The 17,208-nt window shown below is 45.9% G+C and carries 17 protein-coding genes and 1 other RNA gene; 14 read left to right on the top strand and 4 right to left on the bottom strand.

Going from position 1 to position 17,208, the window contains the following annotated elements:
• The first annotated feature begins 112 nt into the window (after positions 1-112).
• From petA to sspB, 5 genes are all read left to right on the top strand, one after another.
• The gene (petA, locus tag L1D23_RS07445) at positions 113-706 is read left to right on the top strand and encodes a ubiquinol-cytochrome c reductase iron-sulfur subunit (protein WP_239837726.1); all 594 of its coding nucleotides are present in this window, start codon (positions 113-115) and stop codon (positions 704-706) included.
• Positions 706-1,971 carry a cytochrome bc complex cytochrome b subunit gene (locus L1D23_RS07440; RefSeq protein ID WP_239865137.1) on the top strand — a complete coding sequence of 422 codons (1,266 nt, stop codon included), beginning with the start codon at positions 706-708 and terminating at the stop codon, positions 1,969-1,971. The genes petA and L1D23_RS07440 overlap by 1 nt, the downstream gene beginning before the upstream one ends.
• A complete protein-coding gene (locus tag L1D23_RS07435) occupies positions 1,968-2,705 on the top strand; it encodes a cytochrome c1 (protein WP_239865135.1) in 738 nt (245 codons plus the stop codon). The genes L1D23_RS07440 and L1D23_RS07435 overlap by 4 nt, the downstream gene beginning before the upstream one ends.
• 97 nt (positions 2,706-2,802) lie before the next feature.
• Positions 2,803-3,438: a stringent starvation protein SspA gene (gene sspA / locus L1D23_RS07430; protein ID WP_239837723.1), complete on the top strand. Its 636-nt coding sequence runs from the start codon at positions 2,803-2,805 to the stop codon at positions 3,436-3,438.
• Between the two features lie 11 nt (positions 3,439-3,449).
• Positions 3,450-3,935, top strand: coding sequence for a ClpXP protease specificity-enhancing factor (sspB, locus tag L1D23_RS07425; RefSeq protein ID WP_239865132.1), 486 nt, complete (start codon positions 3,450-3,452; stop codon positions 3,933-3,935).
• 46 nt (positions 3,936-3,981) lie between these two features.
• Here sspB and L1D23_RS07420 read toward each other — a convergent pair whose 3' ends face one another.
• The 4 genes from L1D23_RS07420 to L1D23_RS07405 are packed head-to-tail and all read right to left on the bottom strand — an operon-like array spanning position 3,982 to position 7,315.
• Positions 3,982-4,551 (bottom strand): BON domain-containing protein, encoded by a 570-nt coding sequence (locus L1D23_RS07420; RefSeq protein WP_239865130.1) that lies wholly within the window; start codon positions 4,549-4,551, stop codon positions 3,982-3,984.
• 3 nt (positions 4,552-4,554) lie between these two features.
• Complete coding sequence (locus tag L1D23_RS07415; RefSeq protein ID WP_045976171.1) at positions 4,555-5,145, bottom strand: phosphoheptose isomerase; 591 nt, start codon at positions 5,143-5,145, stop codon at positions 4,555-4,557.
• A gap of 3 nt (positions 5,146-5,148) precedes the next feature.
• Complete coding sequence (locus L1D23_RS07410; RefSeq protein ID WP_239837720.1) at positions 5,149-5,517, bottom strand: YraN family protein; 369 nt, start codon at positions 5,515-5,517, stop codon at positions 5,149-5,151.
• Positions 5,501-7,315, bottom strand: a complete 1,815-nt coding sequence (locus tag L1D23_RS07405; protein ID WP_239865128.1) for a penicillin-binding protein activator — start codon at positions 7,313-7,315, stop codon at positions 5,501-5,503. Before L1D23_RS07405 ends, L1D23_RS07410 begins: the two co-directional genes overlap by 17 nt.
• Positions 7,316-7,378: 63 nt before the next feature.
• On the opposite strand from L1D23_RS07405, the gene rsmI reads away from it, so the two are divergent.
• The 9 genes from rsmI to murD all read left to right on the top strand — a co-directional run bounded on the left by rsmI (position 7,379) and on the right by murD (position 17,203).
• Positions 7,379-8,242: a 16S rRNA (cytidine(1402)-2'-O)-methyltransferase gene (gene rsmI, locus L1D23_RS07400; RefSeq protein ID WP_239865126.1), complete on the top strand. Its 864-nt coding sequence runs from the start codon at positions 7,379-7,381 to the stop codon at positions 8,240-8,242.
• 111 nt (positions 8,243-8,353) lie between these two features.
• An RNA gene (rnpB, locus tag L1D23_RS07395) (RNase P RNA component class A) lies at positions 8,354-8,748 on the top strand.
• Positions 8,749-8,932: 184 nt separating this feature from the next.
• A complete protein-coding gene (gene rsmH, locus L1D23_RS07390) occupies positions 8,933-9,883 on the top strand; it encodes a 16S rRNA (cytosine(1402)-N(4))-methyltransferase RsmH (RefSeq protein WP_239865124.1) in 951 nt (316 codons plus the stop codon).
• A gap of 5 nt (positions 9,884-9,888) precedes the next feature.
• Positions 9,889-10,206 carry a cell division protein FtsL gene (gene ftsL / locus L1D23_RS07385; RefSeq protein WP_239865123.1) on the top strand — a complete coding sequence of 106 codons (318 nt, stop codon included), beginning with the start codon at positions 9,889-9,891 and terminating at the stop codon, positions 10,204-10,206.
• Positions 10,203-11,933 carry a penicillin-binding transpeptidase domain-containing protein gene (locus L1D23_RS07380; RefSeq protein WP_239837715.1) on the top strand — a complete coding sequence of 577 codons (1,731 nt, stop codon included), beginning with the start codon at positions 10,203-10,205 and terminating at the stop codon, positions 11,931-11,933. Before ftsL ends, L1D23_RS07380 begins: the two co-directional genes overlap by 4 nt.
• 12 nt (positions 11,934-11,945) lie before the next feature.
• Positions 11,946-13,424: a UDP-N-acetylmuramoyl-L-alanyl-D-glutamate--2,6-diaminopimelate ligase gene (gene murE, locus L1D23_RS07375; RefSeq protein WP_239865122.1), complete on the top strand. Its 1,479-nt coding sequence runs from the start codon at positions 11,946-11,948 to the stop codon at positions 13,422-13,424.
• Between the two features lie 4 nt (positions 13,425-13,428).
• Positions 13,429-14,787: a UDP-N-acetylmuramoyl-tripeptide--D-alanyl-D-alanine ligase gene (gene murF / locus L1D23_RS07370; protein ID WP_239865414.1), complete on the top strand. Its 1,359-nt coding sequence runs from the start codon at positions 13,429-13,431 to the stop codon at positions 14,785-14,787.
• Entirely contained in the window at positions 14,784-15,866 is a 1,083-nt protein-coding gene (gene mraY, locus L1D23_RS07365) for a phospho-N-acetylmuramoyl-pentapeptide-transferase (RefSeq protein ID WP_239837713.1), read from the top strand. The genes murF and mraY overlap by 4 nt, the downstream gene beginning before the upstream one ends.
• A gap of 17 nt (positions 15,867-15,883) precedes the next feature.
• Positions 15,884-17,203 (top strand): UDP-N-acetylmuramoyl-L-alanine--D-glutamate ligase, encoded by a 1,320-nt coding sequence (gene murD / locus L1D23_RS07360; RefSeq protein ID WP_239865121.1) that lies wholly within the window; start codon positions 15,884-15,886, stop codon positions 17,201-17,203.
• The last annotated feature ends 5 nt before the right edge of the window (positions 17,204-17,208 follow it).

Below are 17,208 nucleotides of genomic sequence, written 5' to 3'. Positions count from 1 at the left end.
GTTTTATTTATCATTTGCCATCAAATAAATACAACTAAATTCGTATTTTGTTAGCCATGCTCTTTAAGCGGAATAACAATAATCCAAAAGGAGCAAATGGGAGAATGTTTGGATGAGCAATGCGCCTTTAAATAACGGTCGCAGACGTTTCTTGACAGCAACAACGGCGGTTGTTGGTGGTCTCGGAGCAGCTGCTGTCGCCGTTCCTTTTATTAAATCTTGGAACCCAAGTGAGAAAGCAAAAGCTGCGGGTGCCCCTGTTGAAGTTGACATAGGTAAACTTGAAGAAGGGCAGATGGTTCGTGTTGAGTGGCGTGGTAAACCTGTCTGGGTTGTCCGCCGAGCACAATCTGTCGTAGATGCGCTGAAAAATATTGACGGTCAACTTCGTGATCCAGCGTCAGGCGAAGAGCAACAGCCAACTTATGCTCAAAACGCCTACCGTTCTATCAAGCCTGAGTACTTTGTCGCTGTAGGTATCTGTACCCACCTAGGGTGTTCGCCGACTTATTTACCGGACAGTTTTAGCGAACAAGTTCAAGGTGTTAAATCAGGTTTCTTCTGCCCTTGTCACGGTTCCAAGTTTGATATGGCTGGCCGCGTATTCCAAGGTGTACCAGCCCCACTAAACTTGGTTGTTCCAAAGCACATGTATCTCAGTGATACTAAGATTATCATCGGTGTTGACGAAGAAGGGGAGGCATAATGCAAGCTCTACTTGATTGGGTAGAAAAACGTCTACCCGCAATGAATGCGTATAAGAAACACCTTTCTGAGTACCCGATGCCAAAGAACTTTAACTTTTGGTATCTTTTTGGCTCTCTAGCAATGCTGGTATTGGTTAACCAGATTCTGACAGGTATCTGGCTGACAATGAACTACGTCCCATCTGGCGATGGCGCGTTTGCTTCAATCGAATACATCATGCGTGACGTAGAGTACGGCTGGCTACTGCGTTACATGCACTCGACAGGTGCTTCGGCATTCTTTGTCGTGGTCTATCTGCACATGTTCCGCGGTTTAATCTATGGCTCTTACCAGAAGCCTCGTGAGCTACTGTGGATCTTCGGTATGCTTATCTTCTTAGTGTTGATGGCTGAAGCCTTCATGGGCTACCTACTTCCATGGGGTCAGATGTCCTACTGGGGAGCCCAGGTAATCATTTCACTATTTGGTGCGATTCCTGTTATTGGTGACGATTTGACACTATGGATTCGTGGTGACTACGTTATTTCTGGTGCAACGCTGAACCGTTTCTTCGCTTTACACGTTATTGCATTACCAATCGTACTTCTGCTGCTTATTGTTCTACACGTATTAGCACTACACGAAGTGGGTTCAAACAACCCAGATGGTATCGAAACTAAGCTGCCTAAAGGCACCATGGGCGACGACTACAAGACGCAGTTCAAGTTCCACGATTACTACTCGAAGAAATACGATATCATCGATTCTATTCCGTTCCATCCTTACGGTACGGTTAAAGACATGGTTGGTGTAGCAGGCTTCCTGTTCTTGTTCTGTTACGTGTTGTTCTTTAACCCTGAGATGGGTGGATACTTCCTTGAGCCGCCTAACTTTGAAGCGGCAAACCCACTGAAAACACCAGAGCACATTGCTCCAGTATGGTACTTCACACCTTTCTACGCGATTTTGCGTGCGGTACCTGATAAGTTACTAGGTGTTATCGCGATGGGAGCGTCAATTGCGGTTCTATTCGTTCTGCCTTGGCTGGATCGTTGTAAGGTTCGCTCTTACCGTTACCGTAGTAAATTCCATTTGTTTAATATCATCCAATTTACGATCAGCTTTATTGCTCTGGGTATTCTTGGTGCGCTTCCTGCCACACCAACGTACACACTGCTAGCTCAGATCTTTAGCTTAGCTTACTTCATGTTCTTCGTACTGCTGTACTTCTACAGTAAGAACGAAGCGACTAAGCCACTACCAGAAAGGGTGACATTCAAATGAAAAAATGGATTATAATTCTATTTGCAATGCTGCCTTCTCTGGCGATGGCAGCGGGTGCAAACGTACCGTTAGACAAAGCAAACAATGACCTAAGTGATCAAGCATCACTACAAAACGGTGCCAAGCTGTTCATGAACTACTGTTTTGGCTGTCACTCAGCGCAGTATCAACGTTATGAGCGAGTTGCACGTGACATCGGTATTCCGGTCGAACTACTGAAAGAGAACCTGATTTTCGATCCTAATGCGAAAGTCGGTGATTTGATGGAAAACGCAATTCCTGATGAATCCGCAGCCAAATGGTTTGGTGCTACGCCTCCTGATCTAACTTTGGTTGCTCGTGTTCGTGGCTCTGACTGGCTATACACATACCTGCGTTCTTTCTACGAAGACCCATCTCGCCCGTTTGGTGTAAACAACGTTGTTTTCCCAAGCGTAGGTATGCCGCACGTTCTCGAAGAACTACAAGGGATTCCTAAACCAGTTTATGAGATTAAAATCGTAGAAGGCGAGGAGCATAAAGTTGTCGTTGGTGTTGAAACCGACGGGACTGGTGAGCTGAACCAAGAAGAGTATGACGATGCTGTTCGTGATTTGGTGAACTTCCTAGAATACTCTGGTGATCCAGTGAAACTAGAGCGTCACGCATTAGGCTGGTGGGTAATGGCATTCCTCGTTATCTTCACTATTGTGGTTGTTCTGCTTAAGAAAGAGTATTGGCGTGATGTGCACTAATTGTGCTATCATACCGTGCTAATTCCCAATTTTATTGTTGATAATGGAGGCTTAGCCTCCATTATTTTTTATATCTGTAAGTGTGCTGGAGGGCTCCATGGCTGTAGCTGCCAATAAACGTTCTGTGATGACTCTATTTTCAAGTGCATCTGATATGTATAGCCATCAGGTACGTATTGTACTGGCTGAAAAAGGTGTAAGTGTCGAAGTTGAACTGGTTGATGAAGGAAATCTTCCCGCAGAGCTGATTGAGCTAAACCCGTATAAATCAGTACCCACTTTAGTTGATCGTGAGCTAGCGCTTTACGATTCGAAAATCATCATGGAATATCTGGATGAGCGTTTTCCCCATCCTCCATTGATGCCTGTATACCCAGTTGCACGTGGTAACAGCCGTTTGATGATTTACCGTATTGAGAAAAACTGGTACTCACTGGCAGAGAAAGTGGTAAAAGGTAACGTTGAAGAAGCGGAAGCTGCGCGCAATAAACTGCGTAATGATCTGCTGACTCTCGGCCCTGTATTTGCAGAGTTTGAATACTTTATGAGTGAAGAGTTCAGTTTGATCGATTGTTACCTTGCTCCGTTATTGTGGCGCTTGCCTCAGCTAGGTATTGAACTCACTGGCCCAGGTTCGAAAGAGTTGAAAGTGTACATGAACCGCGTATTTGAGCGTGATTCATTCCTAGCTTCACTGACCGAGGCAGAACGTGAAATGCGTCTGAGTCGCTAATTGGAAGCGAAATGGACATAACTAATATGACACCTCGCCGACCTTATATGCTTCGAGCATTTTATGATTGGCTGGTAGATAATGATTTAACACCTCATTTAGTCGTTGAGGCAACCTTGCCTGGTGTTCGTGTTCCTGTTGAGTTTGTTCAGGATGGGCAAATTATTCTCAATATTGCTCCACGAGCAGTAGGTAACCTTGAACTAGGTAATGAAGCGATTACGTTTAGTGCGCGTTTCTCTGGTCGTCCTCACTCCGTTATTGTACCTCTGTATGCGGTCCAAGCCATTTATGCTCGTGAAAACGGTGCAGGGACCATGTTTGAGCCTGAAGAAGCATATATGGATGACTTTGATGGAGGTACATCTGGCGTTGAAGAATTTTCGGAAGAAGATTCAGGTTTGTCTTTGGCTACGGAAGCTTTTGAAGAAGAACCCACCCCGGATGACGAACCACCTAGACCTAAAGGCCGACCAAGCTTAAGAGTCATCAAATGAAGAAAGCAGCGTATTCGCTGCTTTTTTGTCTTTTATGAATTAAATTTTAATTTCCAGTCTGAAATGCTTTGATGACTTGTTTTACACCTGAAATATTACGTGCCACCTCTACAGCCACATCCGCTTGTTCTGGTGATACATAACCAAGTAAAAATACTTCTTTATCCTCGGTGATGACTTTCACTTTTACTCCATTAAGCTCACTATTTGTCAGTAGTGCTGATTTGACTTTGGTTGTGATCCAACTATCGTGACTGATTTGACCAACTGATAGCGGGGCTTTAATACGCACTTGGTTGTGGACTTTCTTAACACCTTTTAAATCTCTTGTCTTGCTTACAAACTGATTAAGAAGATCTTGGTTACTGGCTTGGCCCATTAATACCACCGTCCCGTCATACGAGCTTGCTGTAATTCTTACTTCTCGTTGAAAAGGTGGTTTGTTTGCAAGGCCGGCAACTTCAAACTCGATATTATTATCATCCCACATTTCTTGGGTTGTTCGGGTATCAGTCACCACATTAACAGTGGTTGCCGCTCCCGCTACAAATAAACCAGCGCATCCAGTGGTGCTAAGCAGCATACAAATGATGACAAAAGTTTTAAGATGTTTCATAACTTACTCTTCGTGAGCTGGAAATAGGACTTGATCGATAAGATCACATAAGCAGTGCAGCGTCACCATATGCACCTCATGGATCCTTGCTGTTCTGTGAGATGGAATTCGAATTTCAACATCATTCTCACCTAGTAAGCCAGCCATTTCACCACCGTCTTTTCCTGTGAAAGCAATGATGGTCATATCGCGTGTTACAGCCGCTTCCATGGCCTTAATGATGTTTTTGCTGTTACCACTGGTAGAAATAGCCAACAAAATATCACCGGCTTGTCCAAAAGCTCTAACCTGCTTTGAGAAGATTTCTTCATAATGGTAATCATTGGCGACCGCAGTTAAGGTGGTATTATCCGCAGTGAGGGCCATGGCAGGTAGACTCGGACGCTCCGTCTCAAAGCGGTTTAGCAGGCAAGAAACAAACTGTTGAGCGTTAGAAGAGGAGCCTCCATTACCACAGCATAGAATTTTATTACCATTAAGTAAGCTGGCGACCATTGCCTGAGCTGCATGGGTAATCGCATCGGGCAGGGCCTCTGCGGCTGCAATCTGAATTTGAATACTTTCTGTAAAGCTGTCTTTAATGCTGTCTAGCATCGATTATCCTTGAGTTATTGCGTTTTTTATCCAGTCGATCTGCTTACCTTGCTGGTGCATGGCCACTAAGTCAAATCGAAAATCAGTAGTATGTACGGATTTACCCTGCTTCATCAGCCAAGTGTTTGCAGCGTGAATAAGTTTGTTCATCTTGCATGGGGTGACGGTTTCTGCTGCATGACCGTAACGCTGGTTTGAACGATAACGTACTTCAATGAATACGATAGTCGAACCATCAAGCATTATAAGATCGAGTTCCCCACCTTTGGAATGGAAGTTTTTACCGATTGGGGAAAGCCCTTGGCGGATCAAATATTGCTCCGCCAAGGCCTCATAATGCTCACCGCTTTGACGTTTATTTAGCCACGCCATGTTCGGCCCAACTCATCTCACGTTGCACCACACAATCTTTGTTGATGCTTAACACTCCAGTATTACCCTGTAATGTATGCCCATCAACGACCTTCATTTGTGGTAACTGCTCCATCAGTAAGTAGGCGTCCATACCTAAAGCTTGTAAGCGCTTTTCTGCATTAGAATCTTTTGGCCACAGTTGCTCCATCTGGGCTTCAAGTGCCTCATTTGGCTGAATGAGCAGTGGAATATCACTGTACATGACGCCAGAGAGATCTTCATACTGTTGGCGACCGCTATTACTACGAGAGTTAGAAAACAGCTTTGGTGGCACTGTGTCGGGGTTTACGGCCACTTCGATGAATGGTTTGATCAGAGTTAGCTCGGAGCTGCCTGCAACAATGTAAACCGCATCAATATCGCGGCGGCTACGTGGTTGGCTTTCCAAAGGTATCGCCAGCAATGACTCCATTTGGGCAATATGCTGCTGACTCTCTTGTAGGCCAAAGACTTTATTGATATCGCGCTGTAATTGACGCTTATCGCCAAACAGGTTAACGGCTACTTTGTCTTTACTGTATTTCTTCCATTCTTCTTCAAATGCTTCAACAACACGTGTCCCTAATCGACCTTGTGGGGCGAGGATTAGTGGGTAGCGATAACCTTGAGTAAATAAGTGCTTGGCAGCTTGTGCTACCTCTTGATCAGGAGAGAGTGCCAAATAGCAGGTATTGTTGCCAGACTCTAAGTTATCAGGAATATTTAAAGCTAGAGTCGGTAATGGGCGAGAGAAGCTTGCTTGAGCTTGCTGGAGCTTTTCAATGTTGCTTTTGATTAGCGGACCGACCACGAAATCGACATTTTTCTCCACTAAAGTCCGCTCAAGTTGTTCAGGTGTTACGGTATTGGTATCAATGACTGTCAGGTTGGCGTTTTCATCGCGTTCAGTGTCATTCATCATTTCCAAAATAAAGCCATCACGAATGAGCTGGGCCTGCTTGGCAAACTTACCAGATAAAGGCAGTAGTAGTGCCGTGCTGACGGGCTTGACCACTTCAAGATTCAGGATATTGACAATTGCTTGTGGGGTATAGGTAGCCGCTGGGTGGCTTGGATTTTCTGCCAACCACTTTTCCAGTGTATTTTTGAGTTGTGGAATGTTACTGGATAGCGTTTTGGTATAAATAGCCAACTGTAACCAGCCATCAAGCACCTCTTCATCAGCTTCCGCAGAGAGTTCGGTTATCTGATCCTGATTGTATTGGTTGAGGTTGCTCCAAATGTTTTGGGCAATGGCCGTTTGTTTTGCTCTTTCAACGAACTCAGCAGACTGAGTCAGCTCACGAGCCGCTTCAAAGTACTGACCTTGTTGAGTCAATAGCTGCGCGCGTAGCTGGTGGTAGTCCTTCCATTGCTCGTCGGCTAAGTTCCATGATGGGTTAAACTTCAGCTGACTAAGTGCTTGCTCATACTGCTCTTGTTTATTCAGTATCTCTGCACGAGCAAGTTGCCACTCAGCTTGCTGTAAATGAGAAAGTTTTTGTCTAGATAAGCGTTTTACTAGCAAATCAGCCTGTGTTAAGTCATCCGATTCTATGGCTGCTTTTAATGCCATGATTAACCAGTCACTCTGAAAACTTCCTACGCTGCTGTCTGCCCGCATCAGGTAAGTTTGCATGGATTGGTTCGGATCTAGCGTAATATCAACGTTGGTTGGTGTTGAAGGTGCGGTAGAACAAGCTGCCAGTGTGACAGCAAGGGCTACAGGAGTCAGTAAGCGTGTTACACTGAGTCGCTTTTGGTTTTTCATGGCCATGAGTTATTAACTAATTCCGTATAAAATTGTGTCTATATTAATCGTTGAAGTGATGGTAAACAAATGACAGATAACAAAACCTTACCAACTGAGGTCCCAACTCTCTATATTGTCCCGACTCCAATTGGCAATTTAGGTGATATCACTCAACGTGCGCTCGATGTTTTAACCGGTGTGGATCTCATTGCTGCCGAAGATACGCGTCATACTGGCAAATTGTTGTCTCATTTTGGTATTTCGACAAAAACTTTTGCACTGCATGATCATAATGAACAGCAAAAAGCGCAAGTTCTGGTTGAGAAACTGTTATCTGGGTATTCAATTGCCTTAGTTTCTGATGCTGGAACACCTTTAATCAGTGACCCAGGGTATCACTTGGTTACAAAATGTCGTCAAGCGGGCGTTAAAGTTGTGCCACTTCCTGGTGCTTGTGCAGTGGTGACTGCGTTAAGTGCTTCAGGCTTACCGTCAGACAGATTCAGCTTTGAAGGCTTTTTACCGGCAAAAAGTAAAGGACGTAAAGATAAGTTTCTTGAGATTGCCAAAGCGGAGCGTACTTGTATCTTTTATGAATCTCCGCACCGTATTGTGGATTCTCTACAGGACATGTTAGAGATATTGGGGCCTGAGCGTGAAGTTGTATTAGCTCGTGAGCTGACTAAGACATTCGAAACTATTCACGGATTACCGTTAGGAGAACTCGTGGACTGGGTCAAAGCGGATGAGAATCAACAAAGAGGTGAAATGGCGTTGTTGATCCATGGTTACCGAGCGGCCGCAGAAGACACTCTTCCTGAAGAAGCAACTCGGACATTGGCTATCTTAACGAAAGAGCTGCCTTTGAAGAAAGCGGCTGCTATGGCGGCAGAAATCTATAACTTGAAGAAAAATGCCCTGTATAAATGGGGATTAGAACATCTCAATTGAGGCTACAGGTGATTCACACCTTCGCTCGTTTTCTAAGCACTTGCTCTTTGGTTGACGGTTAATCTGTGATCTCGCTAGACACTGAGTAGCAATCTCTATACAATCCGCCTCGGAGTTGACTGGGTAGTCGCTGCTTCATTGATGTCCTTTTAACCTTGTGTTGGGGAGACTGATGAAGGGGAGGAAAGTCCGGGCTCCATAGAGCAGGGTGCCAGGTAACGCCTGGGGGGCGCAAGCCCACGACAAGTGCAGCAGAGAGAAGACCGCCGATGGCTCGTAAGAGTACAGGTAAGGGTGAAAGGGTGCGGTAAGAGCGCACCGGACGACTGGCAACAGTTCGTCGCAAGGTAAACTCCACCCGGAGCAAGACCAAATAGGCTTCCACATTGCGTTGCTCGCGTAAGGAAGCGGGTAGGTTGCTTGAGCCAGTGAGCGATTGCTGGCCTAGACGAATGGCTACCACCGCGCAAGCGGAACAGAACCCGGCTTACATGTCGGCTCCACCTATTCGAGACCCATCGTAACGTCCGCGTTATGATGGGTTTTTTGCTTTTTGTTGACGAAATTAATTCTGCAAGCACTAAACTTAGCGCAATATCACGTGTTCGGAGTTGGGATGGGTGACGATCACCTTCTAAATCAGTACACTGGAAAGTTTGAGCGCGCCTGTGCGAGAGCGAGATAAAAACCATGACCGAAGAATTTAAGCACATTTCTGTATTACTGCATGAGTCTATCGACGGCTTAGCGATTAAGCCTGATGGCACCTACATTGACGGTACATTTGGTCGTGGTGGTCACAGCCGCCAAATTCTCGCGCAGTTGGGTGAAAATGGTCGCCTTTTTAGTATTGACCGAGATCCGCAAGCCATTGCTGAAGCAAAGACGATCGATGACCCTAGGTTCACCATCATTCATGGCCCATTTTCTGGTATGGCGACGTACGCAGAAGAGCGAGGCCTAGTTGGTCAAGTTGATGGTGTTTTGCTTGATTTAGGTGTTTCCTCACCTCAGCTTGATGATGCCGAACGCGGCTTCAGTTTTATGAAAGATGGTCCACTAGATATGCGTATGGACCCGACATCGGGTATTCCTGTCTCACAGTGGTTGATGGAAGCCGATCTTGATGACATCACTTGGGTTATTCGTGAGTTTGGTGAAGATAAACATGCTCGCCGCATTGCTAAAGCGATCGTTGCTTACCGTGAGAATGAAGAAAACGAACCGCTGACGCGTACAGGTCAGCTCGCTAAACTTATTTCTGACGCGGCGCCAAAGAGTTTTAAAGAGAAAAAGCACCCCGCCACGCGTTCATTCCAGGCGTTCCGTATTTACATCAACAGTGAGTTGGAAGAAATTGAGACTGCGTTAAAGGGAGCGGCGAGTATCCTAGCCCCTGAAGGCCGCCTATCAGTGATCAGTTTCCATTCACTGGAAGACAGAATGGTGAAGCGTTTCATTCGTAAAGAGAGCAAAGGTCCAGAAGTACCTCATGGAATTCCCATGACAGAAGCTCAGATCAAAGCGCTAGGAAGTGCGAACCTCAAGCCTATTGGCAAAGCGATCAAACCTTCGAAACAAGAAATTGATGTAAATACACGCTCTCGCAGTTCAGTACTGCGCATTGCGGAGAAACTCTAGCCCCGATGAGTAAAGCTACGCCTAATCTCGCCAAGCTAATTGCACTTGACCTATTTACCGTAGGTCGGGTGCCTTTGCTGGTATTGATCATGATCTTCGCATCAGCGATGGGGGTAGTATTTACCACCCATCACACACGTCAAGCGATTACCGAGAAAGATCAGGCTCTACAAGAAAGGGAAAGGCTAGACAATGAGTGGCGTAACCTTTTGATTGAAGAAACTGCCTTAGCGGAGCACAGCAGAGTGCAAGAAATTGCTAAAGATGAGTTGCAGATGAAACGTCCAGACTCAGAGAAAGAAGTGATTATCGACCTCCCATGAGTAAAACTAAAGTCTCCTCAGCTGCTAAGAAAAAAGCTGTTGCAGAACAGCCGAGCTTGATCCGTTGGCGTTTTTATTTAGTGCTGTTGTTTGTTTTTGGTGCTTTCGCGGCGCTGGTGACAAGAATTGCCTATATTCAAATCGTTGAGCCTGACAACCTTATTCAGCAAGGCGATTTACGTTCCGTTCGCGCGAAGACGATTCATTCGGCGCGAGGGATTATTTCTGATCGTAACGGTGAACCTCTTGCTGTTAGCGTGCCTGTGGAAGCCGTTTGGGCCGATCCCGCAACGATTTTCAAACGTAATGGTTTTGCCAACATGGATCGCTGGTATGCACTGGCCGATGTTCTTGGTCTTGACCGTCAAGACATGATCGACAAAATTCGTAACAATGCATCCCGACGTTTTATCTACCTTCAGCGCCAAGTAAGTCCTGCGATGGCACACTATATTCGTGAGCTTAAGCTTGCTGGTGTGGGGCTGAAAGCAGAATCTCGTCGTTATTACCCCACGGGAGAGGTCAGTGCTCACTTAGTCGGTGTGACAGGGATTGATGGTCATGGTCTAGAAGGGGTTGAACGCAGTTACGATAAATGGTTGACCGGTGAAGCGGGCAAGCGGATCATTCGCAAAGATCGATATGGTCGGGTGGTGGAAAACATTTCTTTGGAAGAGCATGAAGAAGGTAAACCACTGGAGTTGACCATTGATCAGCGTATTCAGGCAATTGCCTATCGATCGATTAAACAGGCGGTGGCGGATTATCGCGCCACATCCGGGACGGCAGTCATATTGGATGTGAAGACGGGGGCCGTATTGGCTATGGTCAATGCGCCATCCTACAACCCGAATAACCGCTCTGATCTCCAGTCCGCTAAAATGCGTAACCGTGCGATTACCGATGCGTTTGAACCCGGCTCAACGGTGAAACCATTTGTTGTATTGGCGGCACTTGAAAATGGCGTAGCGGATAAGGATACGATCATTGATACTGGCAATGGCCTGATGCCGATTGGGGGGCAAAGAGTCCGTGATACCTCCAAAGTCGGTAAGGCTGATTTAACCACTATCTTGAAAAAATCAAGTAATATTGGTGTGGCCAAGCTGGCACTGGATATGCCATTGGAAGCACTTCTTGGTATGTATAGTTCGGTGGGCTTTGGTGAAATGTCAGGGCTTAACCTTGTTGGTGAAACTCCGGGTATTTTTCCCAACCGACGCCGTTGGTCCAAGTTTGAAATCGCGACTTTAGCCTTCGGCTATGGTTTGACGATTACGCCTCTTCAGCTTGCGCATGCCTATGCTACGTTAGGTAATTTTGGTAAGTATCAGCCGATCCATATTATTGAAAATAACCAGCAAGATTTATCCCGCCAAGTAATCGATGAAGATGATGCGCATATGGTGCTGAATATGCTAGAGACGGTTACCCAACCTGGCGGTACCGCGACTAAAGCGGCTGTCCCTGGTTATCGTGTTGCAGCCAAAACCGGTACGTCACGTAAGGCGATAGCGGGTGGTTATGGTGACGAGTACTTTGCATATACGGCAGGAGTTGCCCCTGTTAGCAACCCACGAGTCGCTTTAGTCGTAGTTGTCAATGAACCTCAAGGGGACAACTATTATGGGGGCTCTGTTGCTGGTCCTGTATTCTCTGAGATATTGAAAGGAACGCTTCAGATCCTCAATGTCGCTCCTGATGAAAACCGATTTAAAGAAGAATAAGTGAGGCGTTAAATGTCCAAAGAACTCACGCTGGTCAATCTGCTTGCACCTTGGGTTGAATTGTCATCTCAGGACGGTGGCAAGATTGTAATTTCAAAGTTGGAGTTAGACAGCCGTAAAGTGATATCTGGCTCTACATTTGTTGCTATTAAAGGTCATGTTGTTGATGGCAGAAAATTTATCGGCTCTGCTATTGAGCAAGGAGCAAATGCGATCATTGCTGAAGCTGATGAGCGGCAAGTTCATGGTTCTGTTGAGTTTTTGGATGATGTTCCCGTCATATATATCGCGCATTTGACTCGTCATCTGTCTGAACTCGCGAATCGCTTGTTGCCGCTTAAACACAATCAATTGATTGCGGTGACAGGGACCAATGGCAAAACGACCATTACTCAGCTGATTGCTCAGTGGTTAGAGTTAACAGGGCGGCGAGCAGCGGTGCTTGGAACAACGGGCAATGGCTTTTTAGACTCACTAACGCCGACCGCTAATACCACGGGCAATGCACTTGACATTCAACAAACGCTAGCGGATCTAGAAAGCCAGGGTGCGCAGTATACGGCAATGGAAATCTCATCCCATGGCTTGGTTCAAGACCGTGTCAAAGCACTGAGTTTTGCGGTTGGAGTCTTCTCTAATCTCAGCCGTGATCACCTTGATTACCACGGTACGATGGAAGAATACGCCCGGGCTAAGCTATCTTTATTTACTCATCATGATTGCGCTCACGCTGTGATCAACATTGATGATCCTGTCGGCGCTGCTTGGGCAGAGCAGCTCGAAGGTTGTACTCCGGTTTCTTTATCTCCGATACCAAACGGCAACGGACTCTTTGCCACTGATGTTAAATATTCTGAAGCAGGCATTACGTTGTCGTTTTCTGGGCAGTACGGCGAAGGCCATTTTACTGTGCCACTGATCGGAGCTTTTAATGCCAGTAATGTGTTGGTGGCTTTTGCGGCTTTACTGTCTTTAGGGATTGAGAAACAAGCATTAATGGACTGTGCCAGTCAGCTAAAGCCGGTATTAGGCCGTATGGAACTGTTCCATGCCAAAGGGAAAGCCAAAGTCGTAGTGGATTATGCCCATACGCCTGACGCTTTAGAAAAAGCGCTGTCCGCCTTAAAAGTACATTGCCAAGGGCGACTCTGGGTCATATTTGGCTGTGGGGGGGATCGGGATACAGGTAAACGCCCGATGATGGCGTCTATTGGTGAAGCTTTAGCCGACGTGGTCATCTTAACGGATGATAATCCCCGTAGCGAATCGCCTTCAGCAATAGTAGAAGATATGCTGGTGGGTATGGTTTCACCTGATGGTGCGATTATTGAACATGACCGTTATAAAGCATTAGCGCATGCTTTGCAGAATAGTGAGGCAGAGGACATTATTTTGCTTGCTGGCAAAGGCCATGAAGATTATCAGGTGCTGGCGAATGAAACGGTTTACTATTCCGATCGCGAGTCTGCTGAGCAACTTCTGGAGCTATAACACTATGATTACTTTGATGCTATCTCAGCTTGTTGATGTGCTCGATGCTCAACTTATCGGTAATGATACCGCTATTCATTCCGTTTCTACTGATACTAGGACCATTGAGTCAGACTCTTTGTTTGTGGCGCTGGTTGGCGAAAAGTTTGATGCTCATAACTTTGTCCAGCAAGCGGTTGAATCGGGTGCCAGTGCTTTATTGGTCAGTAAAGCGGTGGATGTTCAAATACCACAGTTATTAGTGGAAGATACTAAAGCTGCGCTGGGTAAATTAGGTCAATTTGTTCATCAAGTCTGTCAGACACCGACTGTTGCGATTACGGGTAGCTGCGGTAAAACGACGGTTAAAGAAATGGTTGCGAGCATTATGGTGCAAAAAGGCCAAGTGCTGTATACCGCAGGCAATTTTAACAATGATATTGGCGTGCCACTCACTTTACTGCGTTCTCAGCCGGAAGATGATTTTGCCGTGATTGAGCTGGGCGCGAATCACATCGGTGAAATTGCTTATACCACACGACTTGTCAATCCTGATGTTGCATTGGTCAACAATGTTGCTGCTGCTCACTTAGAAGGCTTTGGTTCAATGGACGGAGTCAAGCAAGCGAAAGGTGAAATTTATCAAGGCCTAAAACCGGGGGCGGTCGCGATTGTCAATTTAGAAAGCAATGGCGGTCACTACTGGCAGGAAGTGTTATCTGACAAAACGGTGAAGACATTCTCACTGTCCGATAACAGTGCAGAATATAAAGCGCGTAATGTAATAATGAGCGAAAATGGTAAGGCATCTTTTACCATTGATACACCGAATACATCATTGAATGTTAAGCTCGGTATTATTGGACAACACAATGTGGCCAATGCGCTTGCCGCAACAGCTCTAGCAATGGAGCTTGGGGCTACGCCAGAAATGATCGTGTCTGGCCTTGCTAACTTATCAAAAGTGAAAGGCCGAGTTGAAACTGTCGAACTAACCGATAGCATAAGGTTGATTGATGACAGTTATAATGCCAGCGTTCCTGCTATGAAAGCGGCTGCAGACTTATTAAACAGCTTTGATGGTATACGCTGGTTGATTGTGGGCAATATGGCTGAGTTAGGTGAGGAAAGTCTTGCACTTCATCGTCAAGTCGGTGAACATGCGGCCCCATTTAAATTTGAACACGTGCTTACTTATGGCGCTGACGCCAAAGCGATCAGTGACGTTTGTCAAGGAAAGCACTTTGATACTCATGACAGCATGATTGAGTTTATTAAGCAGCAGCTCAACCTGAATACAGGCTCTCAAACATTACTTGTTAAAGGAGCAAACAGTGCAGGAATGGGCAAGATCGCCGCTGCTTTAAAGGAGATGTATACATGATCATTTGGCTTGCAGAGCTTCTACAGCCATACTTTTCATTCTTCCGTTTATTCGAATACTTATCGTTTCGTGCCATTGTTAGTGTCTTGACAGCATTAGGTATCTCGCTCTGGATGGGGCCGCTTATGATCCGCCGTTTGCAGATGTTGCAAATTGGCCAGGTAGTTCGTAACGAAGGTCCCGAGTCACACTTTAGTAAACGTGGTACCCCAACGATGGGGGGAGTCATGATCTTGACTGCGATAACGACTACCGTTCTCCTTTGGACTGATCTCTCTAACCCATATGTATGGGCTGTGCTCGCGGTTTTAATTGGCTATGGTGCCGTCGGTTTTGTTGATGATTATCGTAAAGTGGTGCGTAAAAATACTGATGGTCTTATTGCTCGTTGGAAGTATTTTTGGCAGTCAGCAATTGCTTTGGTGGTTGCTTTTGCATTGTATGCTTACGGCAAAGATACGACGGCCACCCAGCTTGTTGTCCCTTTCTTTAAAGACATCATGCCCCAGTTAGGTTTGATGTATATCGTACTGACTTACTTTGTGATTGTAGGGACGAGTAATGCCGTAAACCTGACCGATGGTTTGGATGGTTTGGCTATTATGCCAACAGTATTAGTGGCCGCAGGCTTTGCCGCAATTGCCTGGGCAACAGGTAACGTTAACTTTGCGAATTATCTGCATATTCCCTATGTTCCTCATGCGTCAGAGCTTGTGGTGGTATGTACTGCTATTGTCGGTGCAGGTTTAGGCTTTCTTTGGTTCAATACCTATCCAGCACAAGTCTTCATGGGTGATGTGGGGTCACTGGCTCTGGGGGGCGCTTTAGGGACTATCGCTGTCCTGGTACGACAAGAGTTCGTTTTAGTGATCATGGGCGGTGTGTTTGTAATGGAGACACTGTCAGTGATTTTACAGGTTGGTTCATACAAGTTGCGTGGTCAGCGCATTTTCCGTATGGCGCCGATTCATCATCACTATGAATTGAAAGGATGGCCAGAGCCTCGTGTGATTGTTCGCTTTTGGATCATTTCAATTGTTCTGGTTCTTGTTGGCTTAGCAACACTGAAAGTACGTTAAGGAAAATCAACTTGACTATGGAACGCTGGCAAAACATAGAGAGTGTTGTGGTGGTAGGGCTCGGTATTACCGGGCTCTCAGTCGTTAAGTACTTAGCGAACTTGCCATATAACTTAACCATTCGTGTTATCGACACTCGAGATAATCCCCCAGGTAGAGAAGCGCTGCCTAAGCAAGTGGAGTTGCATTCTGGTGGCTGGCGCTTAGATTGGTTATCCGCAGCAGACTTGATAGTTGCTAACCCTGGGATTGCATTAGCGACTCCGGAATTAAAGCAAGCAAGAGAGGCCGGTATTCCAATTGTCGGCGATATCGAATTATTTGCATGGCAGGTCGAAAAGCCAGTTGTCGCAATCACTGGTTCAAACGGTAAGAGCACAGTGACCGACTTGATGGGGGTTGTTGCCAATGCTGCTGGTGTTAAGACCGTTATTGGTGGCAATATAGGGGTTCCTGCATTGGATTTATTGGAGCAAGAAGCCGAGCTATATGTACTCGAATTATCGAGTTTTCAGTTAGAAACCACGTCGAGCCTTAATCTTAAAGCGGCTGCATTTTTAAATTTATCTGAAGATCATATGGATCGCTATGATGATATGAGTGGTTATCGTCAGGCTAAGCTTCGTATTTTTGAGCATTCACAGGCGTGTATTGTCAATGCGGATGATCCTGCGACCTATCCTGAACAGGTCAATTTTCCTCTGATTGAGTTTAGCTTGGACAAAGCCTGTGATTTCCACCTCCAAACATTGGGTGGACGAGAGTATCTGTCTCACCGGGAGCGGAGTTTACTGGCTGCTGATGAGCTGAGCTTAGTCGGAAGACATAATGTCGCTAATGTTTTGGTTGTACTAGCGCTACTTACTCAGGTGGGCATTGATGTATCTCTTGGGCTTGAGGCGCTGAAATCTTACAACGGGCTGACACATCGATGTCAGGTGGTTGTGGATAATCAAGGCGTTAAGTGGGTAAACGACTCCAAAGCGACCAATGTAGCTAGCACCCTAGCGGCACTCTCAGGATTATCACTGACTGGTAAGTTGTATCTATTAGTGGGAGGCGATGGGAAAGGTGCGGACTTTTCTGAATTGCAACCTGCACTCAGTCAGCTAAATGTTCAGCTCTGTTGTTATGGTGCTGATGGTGATAAGTTTCTCCCTCTACACCCAGAGGCAAAACGTTTTGAGACTCTTGATGAAATTGTTCGATGGGTGAGTTCACAAGTTGAGTCGGGAGATATGGTTATGCTGTCTCCGGCTTGTGCGAGTTTTGATCAATTTAAGAACTTTATGGCTCGCGGTGATGCTTTTACAGCTTTAGCCAAACAATACGCATAGTGAAG

The organism is Vibrio sp. Isolate24 (assembly GCF_022398215.1).
GTDB classification, from domain to species: Bacteria; Pseudomonadota; Gammaproteobacteria; order Enterobacterales; family Vibrionaceae; genus Vibrio; species Vibrio coralliilyticus_A.
Note: the sequence above shows the minus strand (reverse complement) of the source record. Positions and strands in the feature narration are given on the sequence as shown.

Coding starts and splice junctions, on each gene's coding strand:
- petA (WP_239837726.1), top strand. CDS start 113: ATGAGCAATGCGCCTTTAAATAACGGTCGCAGACGTTTCTTGACAGCA.
- L1D23_RS07440 (WP_239865137.1), top strand. CDS start 706: ATGCAAGCTCTACTTGATTGGGTAGAAAAACGTCTACCCGCAATGAAT.
- L1D23_RS07435 (WP_239865135.1), top strand. CDS start 1,968: ATGAAAAAATGGATTATAATTCTATTTGCAATGCTGCCTTCTCTGGCG.
- sspA (WP_239837723.1), top strand. CDS start 2,803: ATGGCTGTAGCTGCCAATAAACGTTCTGTGATGACTCTATTTTCAAGT.
- sspB (WP_239865132.1), top strand. CDS start 3,450: ATGGACATAACTAATATGACACCTCGCCGACCTTATATGCTTCGAGCA.
- L1D23_RS07420 (WP_239865130.1), bottom strand. CDS start 4,551: ATGAAACATCTTAAAACTTTTGTCATCATTTGTATGCTGCTTAGCACC.
- L1D23_RS07415 (WP_045976171.1), bottom strand. CDS start 5,145: ATGCTAGACAGCATTAAAGACAGCTTTACAGAAAGTATTCAAATTCAG.
- L1D23_RS07410 (WP_239837720.1), bottom strand. CDS start 5,517: ATGGCGTGGCTAAATAAACGTCAAAGCGGTGAGCATTATGAGGCCTTG.
- L1D23_RS07405 (WP_239865128.1), bottom strand. CDS start 7,315: ATGGCCATGAAAAACCAAAAGCGACTCAGTGTAACACGCTTACTGACT.
- rsmI (WP_239865126.1), top strand. CDS start 7,379: ATGACAGATAACAAAACCTTACCAACTGAGGTCCCAACTCTCTATATT.
- rsmH (WP_239865124.1), top strand. CDS start 8,933: ATGACCGAAGAATTTAAGCACATTTCTGTATTACTGCATGAGTCTATC.
- ftsL (WP_239865123.1), top strand. CDS start 9,889: ATGAGTAAAGCTACGCCTAATCTCGCCAAGCTAATTGCACTTGACCTA.
- L1D23_RS07380 (WP_239837715.1), top strand. CDS start 10,203: ATGAGTAAAACTAAAGTCTCCTCAGCTGCTAAGAAAAAAGCTGTTGCA.
- murE (WP_239865122.1), top strand. CDS start 11,946: ATGTCCAAAGAACTCACGCTGGTCAATCTGCTTGCACCTTGGGTTGAA.
- murF (WP_239865414.1), top strand. CDS start 13,429: ATGATTACTTTGATGCTATCTCAGCTTGTTGATGTGCTCGATGCTCAA.
- mraY (WP_239837713.1), top strand. CDS start 14,784: ATGATCATTTGGCTTGCAGAGCTTCTACAGCCATACTTTTCATTCTTC.
- murD (WP_239865121.1), top strand. CDS start 15,884: ATGGAACGCTGGCAAAACATAGAGAGTGTTGTGGTGGTAGGGCTCGGT.